This window comes from Lipingzhangella halophila (assembly GCF_014203805.1).
Classification (GTDB): Bacteria; Actinomycetota; Actinomycetes; order Streptosporangiales; family Streptosporangiaceae; genus Lipingzhangella; species Lipingzhangella halophila.
This window is the reverse complement of the sequence record NZ_JACHJT010000001.1, coordinates 442,992-459,831: the sequence shown is the minus strand read 5'-3', so window position 1 is coordinate 459,831 and position 16,840 is coordinate 442,992. Positions and strand designations below refer to the sequence as shown.

Annotated in this window: 14 protein-coding genes; 8 read left to right on the top strand and 6 right to left on the bottom strand. The window is 71.6% G+C overall.

Annotated features, from left to right (window positions below; genetic code table 11):
• Positions 1-54: 54 nt before the first annotated feature.
• On the bottom strand, positions 55-1,098 hold the full coding sequence (locus tag F4561_RS02180; RefSeq protein WP_246437120.1) for an aldo/keto reductase: 1,044 nt from the start codon (positions 1,096-1,098) through the stop codon (positions 55-57).
• 122 nt (positions 1,099-1,220) lie between these two features.
• On the opposite strand from F4561_RS02180, the gene F4561_RS02175 reads away from it, so the two are divergent.
• Entirely contained in the window at positions 1,221-1,811 is a 591-nt protein-coding gene (locus tag F4561_RS02175; protein ID WP_221445703.1) for a TetR/AcrR family transcriptional regulator, read from the top strand.
• Positions 1,812-1,847: 36 nt separating this feature from the next.
• On the opposite strand, the gene F4561_RS02170 is transcribed toward F4561_RS02175, so the two are convergent.
• Positions 1,848-2,723, bottom strand: a complete 876-nt coding sequence (locus tag F4561_RS02170; protein WP_184574262.1) for an SDR family NAD(P)-dependent oxidoreductase — start codon at positions 2,721-2,723, stop codon at positions 1,848-1,850.
• 117 nt (positions 2,724-2,840) lie between these two features.
• Here F4561_RS02170 and F4561_RS02165 point away from each other — a divergent pair, with 117 nt between their 5' ends.
• On the top strand, positions 2,841-3,458 hold the full coding sequence (locus tag F4561_RS02165; protein ID WP_312885100.1) for a TetR/AcrR family transcriptional regulator: 618 nt from the start codon (positions 2,841-2,843) through the stop codon (positions 3,456-3,458).
• A gap of 123 nt (positions 3,459-3,581) precedes the next feature.
• Here the strand turns inward: F4561_RS02165 and F4561_RS02160 are convergent, their stop codons facing one another.
• Positions 3,582-4,691, bottom strand: coding sequence for a DUF1015 family protein (locus F4561_RS02160; RefSeq protein WP_184574260.1), 1,110 nt, complete (start codon positions 4,689-4,691; stop codon positions 3,582-3,584).
• Positions 4,688-5,692 carry an NAD(P)-dependent oxidoreductase gene (locus F4561_RS02155; RefSeq protein ID WP_184574258.1) on the bottom strand — a complete coding sequence of 335 codons (1,005 nt, stop codon included), beginning with the start codon at positions 5,690-5,692 and terminating at the stop codon, positions 4,688-4,690. The genes F4561_RS02160 and F4561_RS02155 overlap by 4 nt, the downstream gene beginning before the upstream one ends.
• Before the next feature lie 917 nt (positions 5,693-6,609).
• Here F4561_RS02155 and F4561_RS02150 point away from each other — a divergent pair.
• The gene (locus tag F4561_RS02150; protein WP_184574256.1) at positions 6,610-6,891 is read left to right on the top strand and encodes a hypothetical protein; all 282 of its coding nucleotides are present in this window, start codon (positions 6,610-6,612) and stop codon (positions 6,889-6,891) included.
• A gap of 118 nt (positions 6,892-7,009) precedes the next feature.
• Positions 7,010-7,570, top strand: a complete 561-nt coding sequence (locus tag F4561_RS02145; protein WP_184574254.1) for a TetR/AcrR family transcriptional regulator — start codon at positions 7,010-7,012, stop codon at positions 7,568-7,570.
• 209 nt (positions 7,571-7,779) lie between these two features.
• Here the strand turns inward: F4561_RS02145 and F4561_RS02140 are convergent, their stop codons facing one another.
• Positions 7,780-10,512, bottom strand: coding sequence for a helix-turn-helix transcriptional regulator (locus F4561_RS02140; RefSeq protein WP_221445331.1), 2,733 nt, complete (start codon positions 10,510-10,512; stop codon positions 7,780-7,782).
• Between the two features lie 453 nt (positions 10,513-10,965).
• Here F4561_RS02140 and wrbA point away from each other — a divergent pair, with 453 nt between their 5' ends.
• From wrbA to F4561_RS02125, 3 genes are all read left to right on the top strand, one after another.
• Positions 10,966-11,574: an NAD(P)H:quinone oxidoreductase gene (gene wrbA, locus F4561_RS02135; protein ID WP_184574252.1), complete on the top strand. Its 609-nt coding sequence runs from the start codon at positions 10,966-10,968 to the stop codon at positions 11,572-11,574.
• A 47-nt stretch (positions 11,575-11,621) separates the two neighbouring features.
• A complete protein-coding gene (locus F4561_RS02130; RefSeq protein ID WP_184574250.1) occupies positions 11,622-13,196 on the top strand; it encodes an MFS transporter in 1,575 nt (524 codons plus the stop codon).
• A gap of 247 nt (positions 13,197-13,443) precedes the next feature.
• The gene (locus tag F4561_RS02125) at positions 13,444-14,616 is read left to right on the top strand and encodes an FAD-dependent oxidoreductase (protein WP_184574248.1); all 1,173 of its coding nucleotides are present in this window, start codon (positions 13,444-13,446) and stop codon (positions 14,614-14,616) included.
• 116 nt (positions 14,617-14,732) lie between these two features.
• Here F4561_RS02125 and F4561_RS02120 read toward each other — a convergent pair whose 3' ends face one another.
• Positions 14,733-16,130, bottom strand: a complete 1,398-nt coding sequence (locus tag F4561_RS02120) for a dihydrolipoyl dehydrogenase family protein (RefSeq protein ID WP_184574246.1) — start codon at positions 16,128-16,130, stop codon at positions 14,733-14,735.
• 290 nt (positions 16,131-16,420) lie between these two features.
• Between F4561_RS02120 and F4561_RS02115 the strand changes: the two genes are divergently transcribed.
• Entirely contained in the window at positions 16,421-16,771 is a 351-nt protein-coding gene (locus F4561_RS02115) for a glutaredoxin domain-containing protein (RefSeq protein ID WP_184574244.1), read from the top strand.
• Positions 16,772-16,840 lie beyond the last annotated feature (69 nt).

Genomic DNA, 16,840 nt, shown 5'->3' with positions numbered 1-16,840 from the left:
CGCCCCGCACTTCTGGCGCAACGGACCCGGCCATGCGGTCAGTGACCGTGTCGCCTACCCCGCCACCGGCGGCGGATTGAGCCGGGCGAAGCCCTCCTGGTGCTGGTAGGGGTAGTAGGGGTAGGACGCCGTCTGGAAGCTCACGGCGTCGAGGGTGGCGAGCTGTTCCGCGGTCAGGCTCCAGCCGACCGCGCCGAGGTTCTCGCGGAGCTGGTCCTCGTCACGCGCGCCTACGATGACCGAGGCGACCGTGGGCCGGTGCAGCAGCCAGTTGATGGCGATCTGCGGGATGGTCCTTCCGGTTTCCTGTGCGAGCTGGTCGAGGACGTCGACCACCCGGTAGAGCCGCTCCTCGTTCACGGGAGGGGCGGAGTCAGCGGTCCGATGCAGCCGGCTGCGCTCCGGCAACGGTTGATCGCGGCGCACCTTGCCGGTGAGCCTGCCCCAGCCGAGCGGGCTCCACACCAGCGCCCCAACGCCCTGGTCGATCCCCAGGGGCATCAGCTCCCACTCATACTCCCGCCCGACAAGCGAGTAGTAGACCTGGTGCGCGACGTAGCGAGGGCGGCCGTAGCGCTCAGCGGCCGCGAGGGACTTCATGAGCTGCCAGCCGGCGAAGTTGGAGACGCCGCAGTAGCGGATCTTCCCGGCGCGCACGAGGTCGTCGAGGGTCGACAGCACCTCCTCGACGGGGGTGGCGGAGTCGAAGGCGTGCAACTGGAACAGGTCGAGATGGTCGGTACCGAGGCGGCGCAGCGCGTCCTCGCACGCGGCGATGAGGCGCGGACGCGAGGAGCCGGCGTCATTGGGCCCGTCGCCGACGGGCAGGCTGGCCTTGGTCGAGAGGATGACCTGGTCGCGACGCCCCTTGAGCGCCGCGCCGAGGACCTCTTCCGACGCCCCATCGGAGTAGACGTCGGCCGTGTCGAACATCGTGACACCGGCATCGAGGCAGATGTCCACCAGGCGGCGAGCCGCGCTCGCGTCCGTGTCTCCCCAGGCGCCGAACAGCGGCCCGCGTCCGCCGAAGGTGCCCGCGCCGAAGCTCAGCGCGGGCACCTTGATCCCGGACCGCCCCAGATTTCTGTACTCCATCATCGTGCCCTCCCACTCATTTAATGGGACTGTAGTTCCATTAGTGTCCGCCTAAACTAGCAGGAAATCCGACCTAACGAAACTGGAGTACCGTTATGGCTACCGTGAGGACACCACCAGGCTCGATGCGCCCCGGCGGGCGTACCGCACGGGTGCGTGCCGCCGTGCTGCGCGCGGCCGGCGACGCGTTGGTCGAGAACGGTGTCCACGGTCTCGACCTCGCCGATGTCGCCTCCCGCGCGCAGGTGGGCAAGACGACCGTCTACCGCCGCTGGGGCAGCGTGCCCGGTCTCGTCGCCGACCTGCTGGACGACATGGCCGAGCAGTCCCTTCCGCGGAGTGACACCGGCTCGCTGCTCGGCGACCTGACCGCCAACGCGCGCCTGGTCCAGCGCACTCTGGCCGACCCGCGCCAAGGCGTCCTGTTCAAGGCCGTTATCGCCGCCGCCACCTGCGACGCGCGCACGGCCGAGGCCCTGAACCGCTTCTACGCCACCCGCATCGAGGAATGGGCACCCTGTGTGGAAGCGGCCGCCCGCCGCGGCGAGGTCCCGCCGGACACCGACCCCCGCGAAGTGATCCGCGCCGTTTCCGCCCCGCTCTACTACCGGCTGCTGGCCAGCGGCGACCCGCTCGACGAGGACATCGCTGAGCGCGCCGCCGCGGCGGCCGCCACCGCCGCACGGGCGGGGATCTACGCATCAGGCACGGGGTGACCCGCGGCCACCCGCTTGTCCGGTGCGCCCGCTCGGTCAGGAATGTGCCGCACCCCCTGGTGCCGGCACCGCGTGCTCGGCCGCCCGGCTCACCTGCTCCCACCGCGCCCAGGTATCCATACGCTTGCGGGAGACGTCAAAGGCGAGGTCGTAGACCATGCTGCCGAGCAGCAACCGCGACGGCGGATCGTCGCTGTCGACCAGCCGCAGCACGGCTTCGGCGGCCAGGTGCGGTTCGCTGTCGACCGACTCCGCTTCGGGGCCCGACCACTGGCGCTCCAGCTCGGCGCGCATGGGCGCATAGGCCTCCAGCGGCGGGGCCGTACGCATCCGGTCGTACAGTTCCGTCCAGTACCCGCCAGGTTGCACGATGCTCACGCGCACCCCGAACGAAGCGGCCTCCATCGCCAGCGCCTCACTCATGCCTTCGAGGGCGAACTTGCTTGCGCTGTACATGCCGCAGGAGGCGTATCCCGCCAGGGCGCCAATGCTGGAGACCTGGACGATGTGGCCCTCTCCCCGCATGCGCAGCCGCCTGACGGCGGCCTGGCTCACCCACAGCGCCCCGAAGAAGTTGACTTCCATCTGGTGGCGGGCCTCGTCCTCGGTGAACTCCTCGACCGCGCCCATCGACAGCGTTCCGGCATTGTTCACCACGACGTCGAGGCGGCCGAAGTGGTCGACCGCGCGGTCCATCGCGGCGTTGACCGCGTCGCGGTCGGTGACATCAAGCGGGAGGTCGAGCACCCGCCCGGCGTGAGGCGCGGCGACCTCCCGAAGGGCGTCGGCGTCGCGGGCGGCGATCGCCACCCGGTCCCCCGCCCCAAGAGCGGCCTCGGCGAACGCGCGCCCAAGGCCCCGGCTGGCGCCGGTGATGAACCAGACCCGGTCACCGCGAGCAGTTGTGGTCATGCGGACTCAACTCCCTTCTTGACGAGACGAACCGTATCGACTCGCCATAAGAATGGCCGCATTCCCTATTTCTGTCAAGACGGACCGTCTCGTCTCTTTTCTGGGTACACTCGTTCCGTGAGCACGCAGCGAGAGTCCGCCCCCAACACCGCCCGCCGCAACGAAGCGTCGCGCCGGGCCATCCTCATGGCAGCGTTCGACCTGGTCGGTGAGGTGGGGTACGCCAAGCTGAGCATCGAGGGCATCGCCGCCCGCGCCGGGGTCGGCAAACAGACGATCTACCGGTGGTGGCCGTCCAAGGGAGCCGTCCTCTTCGACGCGTTCCTGGCGCTGGCCGAGGGCTCGGATGACTCGTCGGCCCTGCCCGACACCGGCGACCTCCAGGCCGATCTCACCACGGTGCTGCGCGCCACGGTCGAGGAGTTCGGCGACCCGCGCTTCGACACGCCAATGCGGGCTCTGAGCACGGAGATCGCCCACGATCCCGCCCTCGCCGAGATGTACGCCGAGCGGCTGGACCGGCCAATGCGCGAGTTGAAGAAGGAGCGGCTGCGCAGCGCGCAGCGCACCGGCGAGCTCCCCGCCGACCTCGATCTCGACGTCGCCATCGACCTGGTGTGGGGGCCGCTGCACAACCGCTGGCTGCACCGCAGCGGACCTCTCACCCCGGAGTACGCCGAGGCGCTGGTGGCCACGGCCCTGAACGGGCTGCGCCACGCGTCCGCGAGCGAGTAGCTCCGCGGGCTGCGCCCACCCGCGCTCCGGCCAACCGGCGGGTCCGCGGAGCCGCCAACCAGGCTCGGAACGGCTGGCGGCGGCTCTGAGGTCGAAAGCCGCCGCCAGCCGGGTTCGCGGGTGTCAGGCCAGTTCGCGGGCGAACAGCCCCTGGGGAGCCTTGGGGTGGAACCAGGTCGACTTCGGCGGCATCACGCTGTTCGCGTCCGAGACCGCCATGACCTGCGCGACGCTGGGTGGATACGGCAGGAAACCAATCGTCTCCCGTGCGGCGCACCAGCCGGCCAGCGAGGCGCTGTCGTGCGCCCCCGGCGAGGCCGCCCACGCGCCCTGGCCGAAGAGCGGCGTGATAACGCGCTCGTCCAGCCGTACACAGGCCAGTGAGGCACGCACCCCGCCGTGCGCCTCGCGGAGCCGCAGCCGGTACCACCGTCCGTCCACGAACACGGCCGCCGTGTCCGGAACGGGATGCGACGCCTCCGTGGGCGTGCACTCCTCGATCCCCGCGGCACCGGGCGCCGTGGCCAGGGCCGTGACGAGCTTCTCGGTCGACCAGCCGGCAGGCCACGAGACACAACGCGGATAGCCGAAGATGCGCATCTCGTCGCTCGGAAACAGCACCCCGAGCGTGAACGCGGCCGGATCATCCGGGTCGAGCCCGTTGTGGCGCGCGGCGTAGCGGTCCGCTGACGCCATCCGGTGATGCCCATCCGCGATGTAGACCGTGCTGAGCGACTCCAGCTCCTCCCACACGGCGCGCAGGAGCACGTCGTCCTCGCTCACCCAGACACGGTGGGTGTGGACGTCGTCCGGAAGGTCCACATCGGGGGCGGTTGCCGTCACCGCGGCGAGCATGTCGCGCAGCCCGTCCCGCGGCGCGTGGGTCAGCATCACCGGACTGTGTTCGAGCCGCGCCGTCTCGGTGTACTCGACCAGCTTCCGTACCCGTTCGGGGTCGGTGGCCTCGTGGGGGCGGACGCGACCGGACCGGTAGTCGGCGACGGGGACCTCAGCCACCACCCCGGTCTGCTGGTGCTCGCCCGAGCGCACCTGGTACACCACCACGGACCCCGGCCGCGGCCGGCGCAGCACACCCTCGCTCAGCAACCGGCGTGCGTCGTCCGCGTCGAACGAGCCCTCCGTGTGCTGCCGGTCCGCCATGAGCAGGCGCGGCGGCCGCGCGGTGATTCCCGCGCGGAGCACGTGTTCGGTCCGCGCGCTCGCCGTGCTCATGAGACTCCGCCCGGGTGCAGCTCCGTCACCTCGCCAGAGGGGTGGCTGACACAGTTCAGCACCGTGCCCGCGTCGAACGCGTCGACGATCTCCACCACACCGTCGGCCACCGCCTGCTGGGCCTGCTCGGTGGAGGCGCCGATGTGGTGCGTGCCGTACACGTTCGGGTGCCGGGTCAGCGTGCTGTCGAAGGTGCCGGCGCCGGTGGCCGGCTCTCCGCTGAACACGTCCAGTCCGGCGCGCACGTCCTTGGTGTCCATCGCGTCGAGGAGCGCGTCCTCATCGAGGACGTCCCCGCGCGCGGTGTTGAGCACGATCGCGCCCGGCTGCAGGGCGTCGAGCAGACTCCGGCCCACCAGGCCGCGCGTGCCAGCGTTCGCGGGCACGTGGACCGAAAGGACATCGCAGGTGGCCGCCAGCGTTTCCGGGCTGTCGACGAACGTGATCCCGATTCTGCGGGTGCGCTCCAGGGTCCGCTCGTCGCGGCCCTCCTTGGCGACGGCGTACACCTCGGCGCCGAACGCGGCGACGCGCTCGGCGAAGGCGAGGCCGATCTGGCCCAGCCCCAGGATGCCGACCTTGCGCCCCAGGATCCCGCGTGCCCGGCTGTAGTCCGACTTGTTCCATCGGCCCTGCCGCAGGTCCGCGACGTTGTCCGGAATCCGGCGGTCGATCGCGAGGAGCAGCCCGAGCGTCAGCTCGGCCACCGCGGCGGCATTGCGGCCCGGCACGTTGCACACGTAGACGCCGTGCAGATTGGCGGCATGGCAGTCGATGGTGTTCGTTCCACTACCCGCGCGAATCACCAGTCGCAGCGAATCCGCTGCCTCGAACGCTTCAGCGGTGACCTTGGTGCTGCGCACGATCACCGCGTCGAAGCCGGTGAGCGCGCTGGGAAGCTGGTCGGACGTCGTCGCTGGCTCATAGTGGCACTCATGGCCGCGCCGGATGAGTCCTTCTCGGGACTCCTGTGGAAACGTGTCGGCGACGAGGATTCTCATCGGGTCGCTCCCTTGACGAGGGCGTACTCGCGGCGGTTTGGCACATCCGTCACACCCAGTGTGCAATAACGTTTCGCATTACACATCGTGTTGTGTATTACGCAATCCTGGCAACGACGTGGGCCACCACGCAACCCCTTAGGGACCCCAGATTCGACACGGCCGCACCACAACCGCACTGGCGGCCCACCCCGAAGCCGCCGGACCTGTTCACCGCCACGACCCCCGCGTACCGACGGCCGTGGCCAGGCCCCCTCCACGCCGCTACCCGGCACCCCGAGTAGCAACGCTGGTTCGCCAGGTGATTCGCGGGGCGGACGATCCGTGCGCCGCCATCGCCGCGTTCCCGGCGGCGGACCCTACGGTGCAGACCGCTCCGAGCAGCGCACCGGCAACCGGGGACCAGCTCCACCGGGCCAGCGCAGCGAACAGCGCACCAATCAGCGGAAAGAAAACCTCCGAGCGGGAACCGGAATCCGTGTTCCCGCCACCAGGCGGGAGCGCGACCGGGGATTCGGCCCCCAATCCCGGAGTGCGGCGATTCCCGGGACGCGGAGCACCGGTCCGCCACACGCGATCCGTCGAGTGCCGATCCGGAAACCCCGATCCTTCCCCTCAACCGTGGGGACCGCGGTGGAGCACCCCGCGCCGCGCGTCGTCCGCCGGCGTGCGCGTCCGGGGGTGCGGAACTCTCCGTAGAAAGGGGCGGGCCCGACGGCGCCGCGCGTTCCGTTGCTTGGCCGCGGCCAGCCGGGGCCACCACGAGCGCGGTACGCCGTAGCCGGTCATGACCCACACTTGCCAACAACCGTTGACTCATGAGATACCGATGAGTAGGGTAACCATCAACAGTTGTTGGCTAACGGTTGTTGGCAAGGCTCCCCGCCCCGCGACCCGCACACTGGAAGGACCTTGGAATGCCCTACCTACTGGTCAAGCAGAGGTTCAGCGACTACACGCAATGGCGCACCGCGTTCGACTCCCTGGACGGGCAACGCACGGCACTCGGCCTGGACCTGGTTACCGTCACCCGCAACATGGCCGACCCCGCCGAGGCCGTGGTGCTCTTCCGGTTCGATGACATGGACCAGGTCCGGCGGCACTTTCCGTCGCCGGAGCTCGAAGAGGCACACCGCCGCGGCGGTGTCATCGAGGGAAGCACTCAGGTCACGTTCCTCCGCGAAGCCGAGGCCGCCTAGAGTCGTGCCGCGGGGGACAGCCGCGGCGCGGCACGCGTTCCGGGGCGGCCCGCGTGCGGCCCGGCGAGTCCGTCCAGCCCGCTGGAATGCCAACGAACGTTGGCCTACCCTCGTTGGCATGAAGAGGTCATCGGAGGAATCCAAGGAGACGATCCTGGCCGCCGCCCGGGAGAGGTTCGCCACTGAGGGCTACGACCGGGCCACTATCCGGGCGATCGCGGCCGAAGCGAACATCGATCCGGCCATGGTCATGCGCTACTTCGGCAACAAGGAGCAACTGTTCGCCGCCGCGGCCGAATTCGACCTGCGGCTTCCCGACCTGGCTGACGTCGAGCGCGAGCGGGTCGGCGCTGTTCTCGCCGCGCATTTCCTCGACCGCTGGGAGGGCGACGAAGCGCTCATGATCCTGCTGCGAGGCGGGGTAACCAAGGAAGACGTCGCCGAACGGATGCGGGGGATCTTCGCGAACCAGCTCGCCCCGATCGTGAACCGGCTCTCCAGCGACCCCTCCGAGGCACCCACCCGGGCAGCCCTCGTCTCGACCCAGATCCTCGGCCTCGCGCTGTGCCGGTACGTGCTCCGCGTCCCGCCAGTGGTCGCGATGAGCCGGGAGGAGGTCATCGCCTGGTTCGGCCCCACTCTGCAGTACTACCTCACCGGGGAGGCTCCGGTGAGATAGGGCGGGCGCCCCGGTACCGCGGCGGCACCGCGCGGCGCGCACGCGGGTGCCCTACCGCCATCCGGCAGATCCACCGCCGCGGCGGAGCCCGTTCCGGCGCGGCCGCACGGCATCGGGCCGGCCCGCTTCCGGGACGGACCGAACTCCACCCCGGGGTGATGCGCGTCCGGGTTCCGGGGCCAGGCGCGCCCAGGCGGCCCGTTCCCCTCTCAGCGGCCGCCGAGGTCGAGGCGCACCAGGTCGGTACGGCTGGAGACCCCCAGCTTGGGATACGCCTTGTAGAGGTGGTACCCGACAGTCCTGGGACTCAGCGACATCTGCCCGGCGATGTCGCGGTTACTCAGCCCGGTCGCGGCGAGCCGGACCACCTGGAGCTCCTGGGGGGTCAGCCGCGCCAGGAGGTCGCCCGCCTCGTGCGTCACCGGCAGCAGCTCCCCGGCGGCGCGCAGCTCGGTGCGGGTGCGCTCCGCCCATGGAGGCGCGCCGAGCCCCTCGAAGATGTCCAGCGCGCGGCGCAGGTGCACCCGGGCCCGGGTGCGGTGGAGCTCCCGGCGCAGCCATTCGCCGTACAGCAGTTCGGTGCGGGCGCGCTCGAATGGGCGTCCGCCGAGGCCGTGCTCCTCGATGGCGAGCGCGAAGTGCCGCTCAGCGGTCTCGCCGCCGTCGAGGAGCGCCCGGCACCGGGACGCGACCGCACGCGCCCACGGCTGCTCCGCGTACCTGGCGAACTCCTCGAACCGGGTGAACGCGGCGCGGGCGAGGCCGGCCTGTCCCGTTCCGGCCGCGGACTCCACGAAGTCGGGAATGCTGAACGTCGCGATCGTGGAATGCCGCGCCGGTCCGGTCATGACGTCGGCCAGCCGGGTGTGCGCGGCCTCTGGGCGCAGCTCGCCCAGGTCGAGCAGGGCAAGCGCGGAGGCGGACCAGGCGGCGGCCGCCACGCTGCCGCTGGCAACGTCGGCGCTGGCCAGTTCGCGGCAGGTGTGCGCATCGCCTTCGGTCGCGGCCAGGCGGGCCAGCACGAGCCGCAGTCGGCGGGCAAGGACGCCCTGACCGGTATCGTGCGCCAGCTGGAGCGCCTCGGCGCCGGCGGCATGTGCGTCGGCGTGCAGCCCGAGGAACAGCCGCGCCTTGATGAGCATGTGGGCGACGTGCGGCAGCAGCCCGATCAGACCCTGCGTGCGGCACTCCGTCACGAGCAGCACCGAGAGGTCGTGGGTGGCTTCGTCGTCGCCGGCGAGGAACGCCCACCGGGCGGCACCGCGCCGCAGGGCGATCGGGAGCTGGTCGCCGCGCGCCGTGCGCACCGCCCGCCGCAGTTCCGGGAGCCCGCCGGCGAGATCGCCGCCGAGGACCCGGGAGATCCCGTACGCCGCCGTCGCCAGAGTCGCGAAGGGAGCCGGCATGGCGAGGTCGGCCAGGTGCCGCGCGGCGAGCTCGGCGGTCTCCCAGTCTGCGTCGAAGTAGGCGCGGCCGGCCGCTTCGGCGAGCATCTCAGCGGCCGTGTCCGGCGCCTCGGACGCGACATGGACAGCCCCCCGCACCAGGAGCCGCCCCGACGAGCCGGGCGCCCCCTGCCCGAGCTCGATCGCGGCGCGCACCTGGTCGAGCCGCGCCAATATCATCGGGGCCTCCGCAAGGGGCGCGGCCCGGTCGGCAAGGAGCCCGGCCCATTTCAGATGCCCGACCTGGCGGGCCGCGCCCGCGGCCGCCATCAGGCGGCGGGCGCGGACGGCCCCGTCCGAGGCCAGCTCGGCGGAACGTTCGTAGGCGGCCGCGGCCGCGGCGTGGCCGCCCCGCTCCTCGGCGCGCTTGGCCACACCGGCAAGCCGCTCGGCGACCTCGTCCTGCGGTGCCGTGGCGGCGGCCGCCAGGTGCCATGCGCGCCGGTCGTCGTCCCCTTGGCCACCCAGAACGTCGGCGATGGCGCGGTGCGCGGCGAACCGCAGGGAGACGGGCGCGTGCTGGTAGGCGGCCGTGCGGATCAGCGGGTGCCGGAAGGCGACACTGTCGTGGTCCATCTCGATCAGCCGCGCCCGCTCCGCCACCTCAAGCGCGCCAAGGCGGGCTCCCATGCTCTCCGCGGCCCGCAGTACGACGCTGAGGTCGCCGGAGTCGTCGGCCGCGGCCACCAGAACGGCGGTCCGTGCCGACCGCGGCAGCCCGGCGATCCTGGTCCGAAAGCCCTGCTCGACCTGGCTGGTGGCTGACCGGGCGCCGAAGTTCGGCAGAGCGGGTGGGAGCTCGCCGGCTCGCTGCGCCGCGCTCAGGCTGGCCGGCAGCTCGATCAGCGCAAGCGGGTTCCCGCGGCCTTCGGCGACGATGCGGTCGCGCATCGCCGGGGCGAGGTCGCTGGCGTACTCGGCCAGCAGGTCGGCCGCGGCCTGGCGGTCCAGGGGCGCCAACGGTAGCTCGGGCATACTCCAGGCCGGTCCCGCCTCGCCGTCCTCCTCCGCCGCGAGGACGAAGGCGACGCCCTCGGCGTGCAACCGCCGCCCGGCGAACGCCAGGGCATCGCGGGACGCCTGGTCGAGCCATTGCGCGTCGTCGACCAGACACAGCACCGGTCCGTCCTCGGCGATCGCGGACAGCAGCGTGAGGATGCCCAGCCCGGCGAGGAACGGGTCCGGGGTGACGGGCTCGGCAAGACCGAAGGCTCCGCGCAGCGCCACCGCCTGAGGAGCGGGCAGCTCGTCGATCCGGTCGGTGTAGGAGCGCAGCATCAGGTGGAGCGCGGCGAAGGGCAACTCCGCCTCGGACTCGATCCCGGTACAGCGCAGCACCCGGATATCGGTGACCGTAGCGGCGATGTGGTCGAGAAGCGCGGTCTTGCCGGCACCGGGCTCGCCGCGCAGCACCAGGGCGCCGCTACCGCCGCCACGCGCCTTCTGGACCAGGTTCGCGACCGTCTCCAGCTCCATCTCGCGCCCGTGCAGCACCATTCGGCCCCCCAGCCATAGGCGGGGAAAGGCAATCCCCGCGCTTCGCGAACGCCCCGGCCATCGCGGTGATGGCGCTCATCCGGGGCGGCCGCGGGGGCCGGCTCGCCGTATGGACCCCCGAGAATCCGCGTGCCGGCGCGGGCAGCGACCGAAAGAATGCCGTGCGGGGCGGGACGACGGTTGTGCGCCCGAACGTGCGGGCGAGCCGGCCGCGTCCTCCGGCCGCCATCACACGGATCATCGCCAGGCCCTCTCGGTCCACGGTTGCCGAATGCGCTCGCACCTCTTGGTCCGAACGATACAGGCGGCGGCGTTTCTCCGGTTTGTCCGGAGCTGGCCGCGCATGCGGCGGCCCCGGCCGGGCCAAGTACCGTCACGCGACGGATTCGCCCCTGCCCCGCCGCGCTCTAGCGTCGATGTACTCCGACGCTCACCAGGAAAGGGAGGGGCCCGATGAATCGCACGGTCAATGTCTCGGTCATCTACTACAGCTCCACGGGCAACGTGCACGCGCTGGCCGAGGGGGCCGTTGAGGGGGCGGAGAAGGCCGGCGCCGAGGTGCGGCTGCGCCGCGCCGCGGAACTGGTACCGGACGACGTGATCGCGGGCCAGCCCGCATGGGCGGCGCACGCCGAGGCCACCCGGAACATCCCCGAGGCCAGCCACGACGATCTGACCTGGGCTGATGTGGTGCTCTTCGGCACGCCGACGCGTTACGGCGCCATGGCCAGCCAGCTCAAGCAGTTCATCGACACCACCAGCGGGATCTGGTCGCAGGGCCTGCTCGCCGACAAGGTCTACTCCGCGTTCACCTCGACGTACAACAACCACGGTGGCCAGGAGAGCACCCTGCTCTCGCTGTACAACGTCGTCTACCACTGGGGCGGCGTCATCGTGCCTCCCGGCTACACCGACCCCATCCAGTTCGAGCTGGGCAACCCGTACGGCACCTCGCATATCGGCAGCGCCGGGGCCCCCTCCGAAGTGCACCTGAACATCATTCGCTACCAGGCCACCCGCGCCACCGCCACCGCTCGGGCGCTCAAGCAGGGTCGCGGCTGACACGTCGCCCGTGACCGTTGGCGGCAGCTACTGAGACGAGGTTTGCGATGACCGACACGTCCACGACCGAATCCGTTCCCCGTGCCGGACAGCGGGAGTGGCTGGGGCTGGCGGTCCTTGCGCTGCCCACCCTGCTGCTTTCGGTGGACATGAGCGTGCTCTACCTGGCGGTGCCGCACCTGGCCGCCGATCTCGCGCCGAGCAGCAGCCAACTGCTGTGGATCATGGACATCTACGCGTTCATGATCGCCGGGTTCCTGATCACCATGGGGACCCTCGGCGACCGGATCGGCCGCCGGCGGCTGCTGCTGATCGGCGCGGCGGCGTTCGGGGTAGCGTCGGTCCTCGCCGCCTTCTCCACCGGCGCCGGAATGCTGATCGCGGCGCGTACCGCGCTGGGACTCGCCGGCGCGACCCTGATGCCCTCCACGCTGGCACTGATCAGCACCATGTTCGCCCACCCCAAGCAGCGAGCGGTGGCGATCGCGGTGTGGATGAGCTGCTTCACGGGCGGCGCTGCGGTCGGCCCGGTCGTCGGCGGGCTGCTGCTGCAGTGGTTCTGGTGGGGGTCGGTGTTCCTACTCGGCGTGCCGGTAATGGCGCTGCTGCTCGTGGCCGCGCCGCTGCTGCTTCCGGAGTACCGCAACCCGAACGCGGGGCGTCTCGACCTGTTCAGTGTGGCGCTGTCGCTGGCAACGATCCTGCCGATCGTGTACGGCCTCAAGGAGCTGGCCAAGGGCGACCCGGCCGCCGCGCCGTTCGTGGCGATCGTGCTCGGTGCCGCTGCCGGCGCGGGTTTCGTGCGCCGGCAGCTCAGGCTGACCGATCCCCTTCTGGACCTGCGCCTGTTCCGCAACCGCGCCTTCAGCACGGCGCTGGGGGTCATGATGGTCTCGACCCTGGCCATGGGCGGCATGTTCATGCTCATCTCGCAGTACCTGCAACTCGTCAACGGGCTGTCTCCACTGGAGGCCGGGCTGTGGCTGGTTCCCCCATCGGTCGCGATGATCACCGTCACACTGCTCGCTCCCGCGATCGCGCAGCGCATCGGGCGCGGAACCGTGATCGGGAGCGGCATGGTGATCGCGGCCGCCGGATTCGGGCTGCTGACACAGGCGAGCCCGGACGGCGGGCCGGTGGTCGCGGTGGTCGGGCAGACCATCGTCGCGGCGGGTCTGGGCCCCGGCGCGGCGCTGCTCGCCGGCGTCATCGTCGGGTCAGCCCCCAAGGAGAAGGCCGGCTCGGCCGCGGCGGTGTCGGAGACCAGCGGGGAACTCGGCATGGCGCTGGGGGTGGCGCTGCTGGGCAGCATCACCACCGCGGTCTACCGCGGTGCCATCTCCCTGCCCGGCGGCATCCCCGCCGACGCGGAAACCGCAGCTCGCGACACCCTGGCCGGGGCGTCCGCCGCTGCCGAAGGACTTCCGGCCAGCATGGCCGCCCAGCTTCTCGAACCGGCACGCGAGGCCTTCACCCAGGGCATGGGGGCGGCCGCCGGCCTGGGTGCGGGCGCCGCAGCGGTGTTCGGCGTACTCGCGATCGTGCTCCTGCGGCAGAGCGGAGCCAGCGACGACCCGCGGCCCGACGACACGGCCGAGCCGGCCGAGCAGCCGGCCGGGTAGGGCGGAACCCCGGCCCCACGCCCCTCGAAGAGAGCCATGGCCCGCACCGGCGGTGCCCGCGCAACGGCGCGGACCGTGGCTCCCCGCACCCCAGCGGCGCCGTTCCGGTTCACCGCGTTCCACGGCGTGGCGGACGCCAGCGGGCAGCGACCAGCATTTGTTGGCCAACACCTGTTGGCAAACGCGCTCCGGCGGCGTACCGTTAAGTCAACAAATGTTGGTATAAGTTCGCTGGCAGGAGAAGACGATGCTCCCCACCACCACAGAGGTGCTGATCGTTGGCGCGGGCCCGATCGGGCTCAGCACCGCGGTCGCACTCACCCAGCAAGGCCGCGACGTCACCGTCATCGACAACCAGGCGGCGGGCGCCAACACCTCCCGGGCGGCCGTGGTGCACGCGCACACCCTCGAGATACTCGATCCCTACGGCGTCTCCGCGCCAATGGTCGCGCGCGGTGTCCACACGTCGCGGTTCACCATCCGCGACCGCGACCGGATACTGATCCCCGTCGAGTTCTCCGAGCTGCCGACCAAGTACCCCTACACACTGATGATCTCCCAGGCCGACACCGAGGCGATCCTGCTGGACCGGCTCAAGGAGCTCGGCGGTACGGTGCTGCGTCCCTACACGCTCACCACGCTCGAACAAGACGGAGACGGCGTCACCGCCACGGTCGAGGGCGGTGAACGCGTCCGCGCCAGCTACGTGGTCGGGGCCGACGGCATGCACAGCACCGTGCGGGAGCAAACGGGGATCGGCTTCGAGGGTGGCACCTACGCCGAGTCCTTCACCCTTGCCGACGTGCGTCTCTCCGGCGGTGTCCCGCAGAACGAGGTCATCCTGTACTTCTCCCCCGCCGGACTCGTCGTCGTCGCCCCGTTGCCCGACGGCCGGCACCGCATCGTGGCCACGGTCGACGAGGCGCCCCAACACCCCGATGCCGCGTTCGCCCAGGGTCTGCTGGACGCACGAGGCCCCGAGGCCGCCCCGGCGGTCGTCGACGAGGTGGTCTGGGGCTCGCGTTTCCGGGTGCACCATCGCATCGCCGACACGTTCCGCTCGGGACGCGTCCTGCTGGCCGGGGACGCCGCGCACGTCCACTCCCCGGCCGGCGGCCAGGGCATGAACCTCGGCATCGAGGACGCCGTCTCGATGTCCCAGACACTCGGCCGGGTCCTGGACGGCGGTTCGCCCGACCTCCTCGACACCTGGGCCGCCTCCCGCAGGCCGGTCGCCCAGGAGGTCGTCGCGCTCGCCAGCCGGCTCACCCGGATCGCCACCCTCGGCCGCGCGCGCCGTCCGTTGCGCAACACCGTCCTCGGGCTGCTCGGCAGGGTCCCCGGAGTCCGGAACCGCCTGGCCTGGCGCCTCGCCGGCCTCACCCGCCGCTGGACCGAGAACGCGGACGGAGGTCGGTAGAAGCACCGAGGTCCGGGCCCCACCGAATGGCGGCCGGACTGGTCAGCGGTTGACGAGGCGGCTCCCCCGGTGCCACCGCCCGAACTCGGCAACCCAACGAAGTACTACTAGGCCTCTCACTGGTCGGGCAGGGCGCCCAGGGCGTCCCCGATGGCCCGGTGGAAGGTCGGGTAGGCGAACATCATGCCGCGCAGCCGGGCCAGCGGCACCTCGGCGTGGATGGCCACCGCGAGGGCTCCGAGCACCTCGCCTCCCGATGGGGCGACAACCGTCGCGCCGACGAGGATGCCGCGGTCGGTGTCGGCCACAAGCGTGATCAACCCGTCATTGCCGGCCTTGTGGATCCAGCCGCGCGCCGACGACGGGACCGCGGCGCTCCCCGTCTGGACCGCCAACCCCCGTTCCCGTGCCCGGGCCTCGGTGAGGCCGCACTCGGCGACCTCGGGGTCGGTGAAGGTCACCGCCGGCTCGGCGCGGTAGTCGGCGGTGCCGCCGTCCTCACCAAGGATGTCGGCCGCGGCGATGGCCGCCTGGTACACCGAGGTGTGGGTGAACGCGCCCTTCCCGGTGACGTCGCCGATGGCCCACACCCCGTCAGTGGCGCGCATACGCTCGTCCACGTCGATACTGCGGGCGGTTTCGTCGAGCCCGACGGTGCCCACCCCGAGCGCGGCGAGGTCGCTGCGCCGCCCCGTGGCCACGAGCAGGTGCTCCGCCGACAGCGTCGCGCCCGAGCTGAGCTCCAGGGAGAACTGGCCGTCCTGGTACCGGACGCGGCGGGCGGTAGTGCCGGTGTGCACGGCGATTCCCTCGTTCTTGAACACCTCGCCGATGCACTCGGAGGCGGCGGGCTCACTGTGCTGCAGCAGCCGCGGCGCTGCCTCCACCAGTGCGGTGTCGGCGCCGAAACGCGCGAACACCTGGGCGAACTCAAGCCCGACCGGCCCTCCGCCGAGCACGATCAGCGAGCGAGGGACCGTACGCGCCTTGACGGCGGTCCGGTTGGTCCAGAAGGGGGTCCCCGCCAGCCCTTCGATCGGGGGGATGGCGGGCTCGGTGCCGGGGTTGAGCACGATCCCGCGGCGCGCCCGGTAGACGTGGTAGCCCTCATCGTGCGGCGGCGACGCGGACACAGCGACGGCCACCTCGCCGGGGCCGGTGATGCGGCCGAACCCCCGGACGAAGCGCCCACCGGAGTCCTCGAACCGCTGGACCGCGATCTGGTCGTCCCAGTCGGTGGTGGCCTCGTCGCGGATCCGGTCCGCGACCGGCGTCCAGTCGGGGCGCACCTCGGTCGTCCCCGCGAGCCGCGGGACCCGCCGGGCCTCGGCGAGCGCGTCGGCGCCGCGGACCATCATCTTGGTCGGGATGCACGCGTAGTAGGGGCACTCGCCCCCGACCAGGCGTCCCTCGACACCCAGCACGCTCAATCCGGCCTCGGCGAGGCGGGACCCGGCTGCCTCGCCCCCGGGTCCCATCCCGACCACCACGACATCGACTTCGTCGGACGGCATCTCAGCCCTCCCGCCTCGTTGGAGTTCGACCGCACGAGGACCACACCACCGCCGCCGGGTCCACGTGCGGCGAAGTGTCAGTGCCCGGACAGCCCCTACCCCTTGCCAGGGGCTCTGATGCTACGCACCGTGCCGGCCGCGCCCGAGTCCCCAAGGGCGTGTCGCGCGCCGACCCGGATGGCCGCTCCGCCGGCCGCGGCGATGTGCCAGCCAGCGGACACACCCTCGCGCCGCCCCCGGCACCGGGCAGACAATGAGGGGAACTGGCAGAGAGGGCAAGGAGGTACGGCGTGAGCGAGGAACCGGCCGACAGCGTGATCTTCTACTGGCGCCCGGGCTGCCCGTTCTGCTTCGCGTTGCGCAGGAACCTCCGAAAAGAGCGGGTGCCGTTTCACCAGGTCAACATCTGGAGCGACGAATCCGCCGCGGCCCGGGTCCGCGTCGCCACCGGTGGCGACGAGACCGTTCCGACCGTGGTCGTGGGCTCGCAGACGATGGTGAACCCGAGCGTCGCCGCGGTTCTCGACGCCGCGCGCACCCACGCTCCGCACCTCCTGGAACAGCGTGAACGGGAGGGGCCGGCCGCCGCGCCCGCCCGCGGCCTCCGCGGCTGGCTCGCCCGGCTGCGCGCCGGCCGGTGACCGCCGGCCTCCTGGTCAGCGGGCGCGCGGCGCACGCCCACGCCCGCGCCCGCTGACGTCTGACCGCTA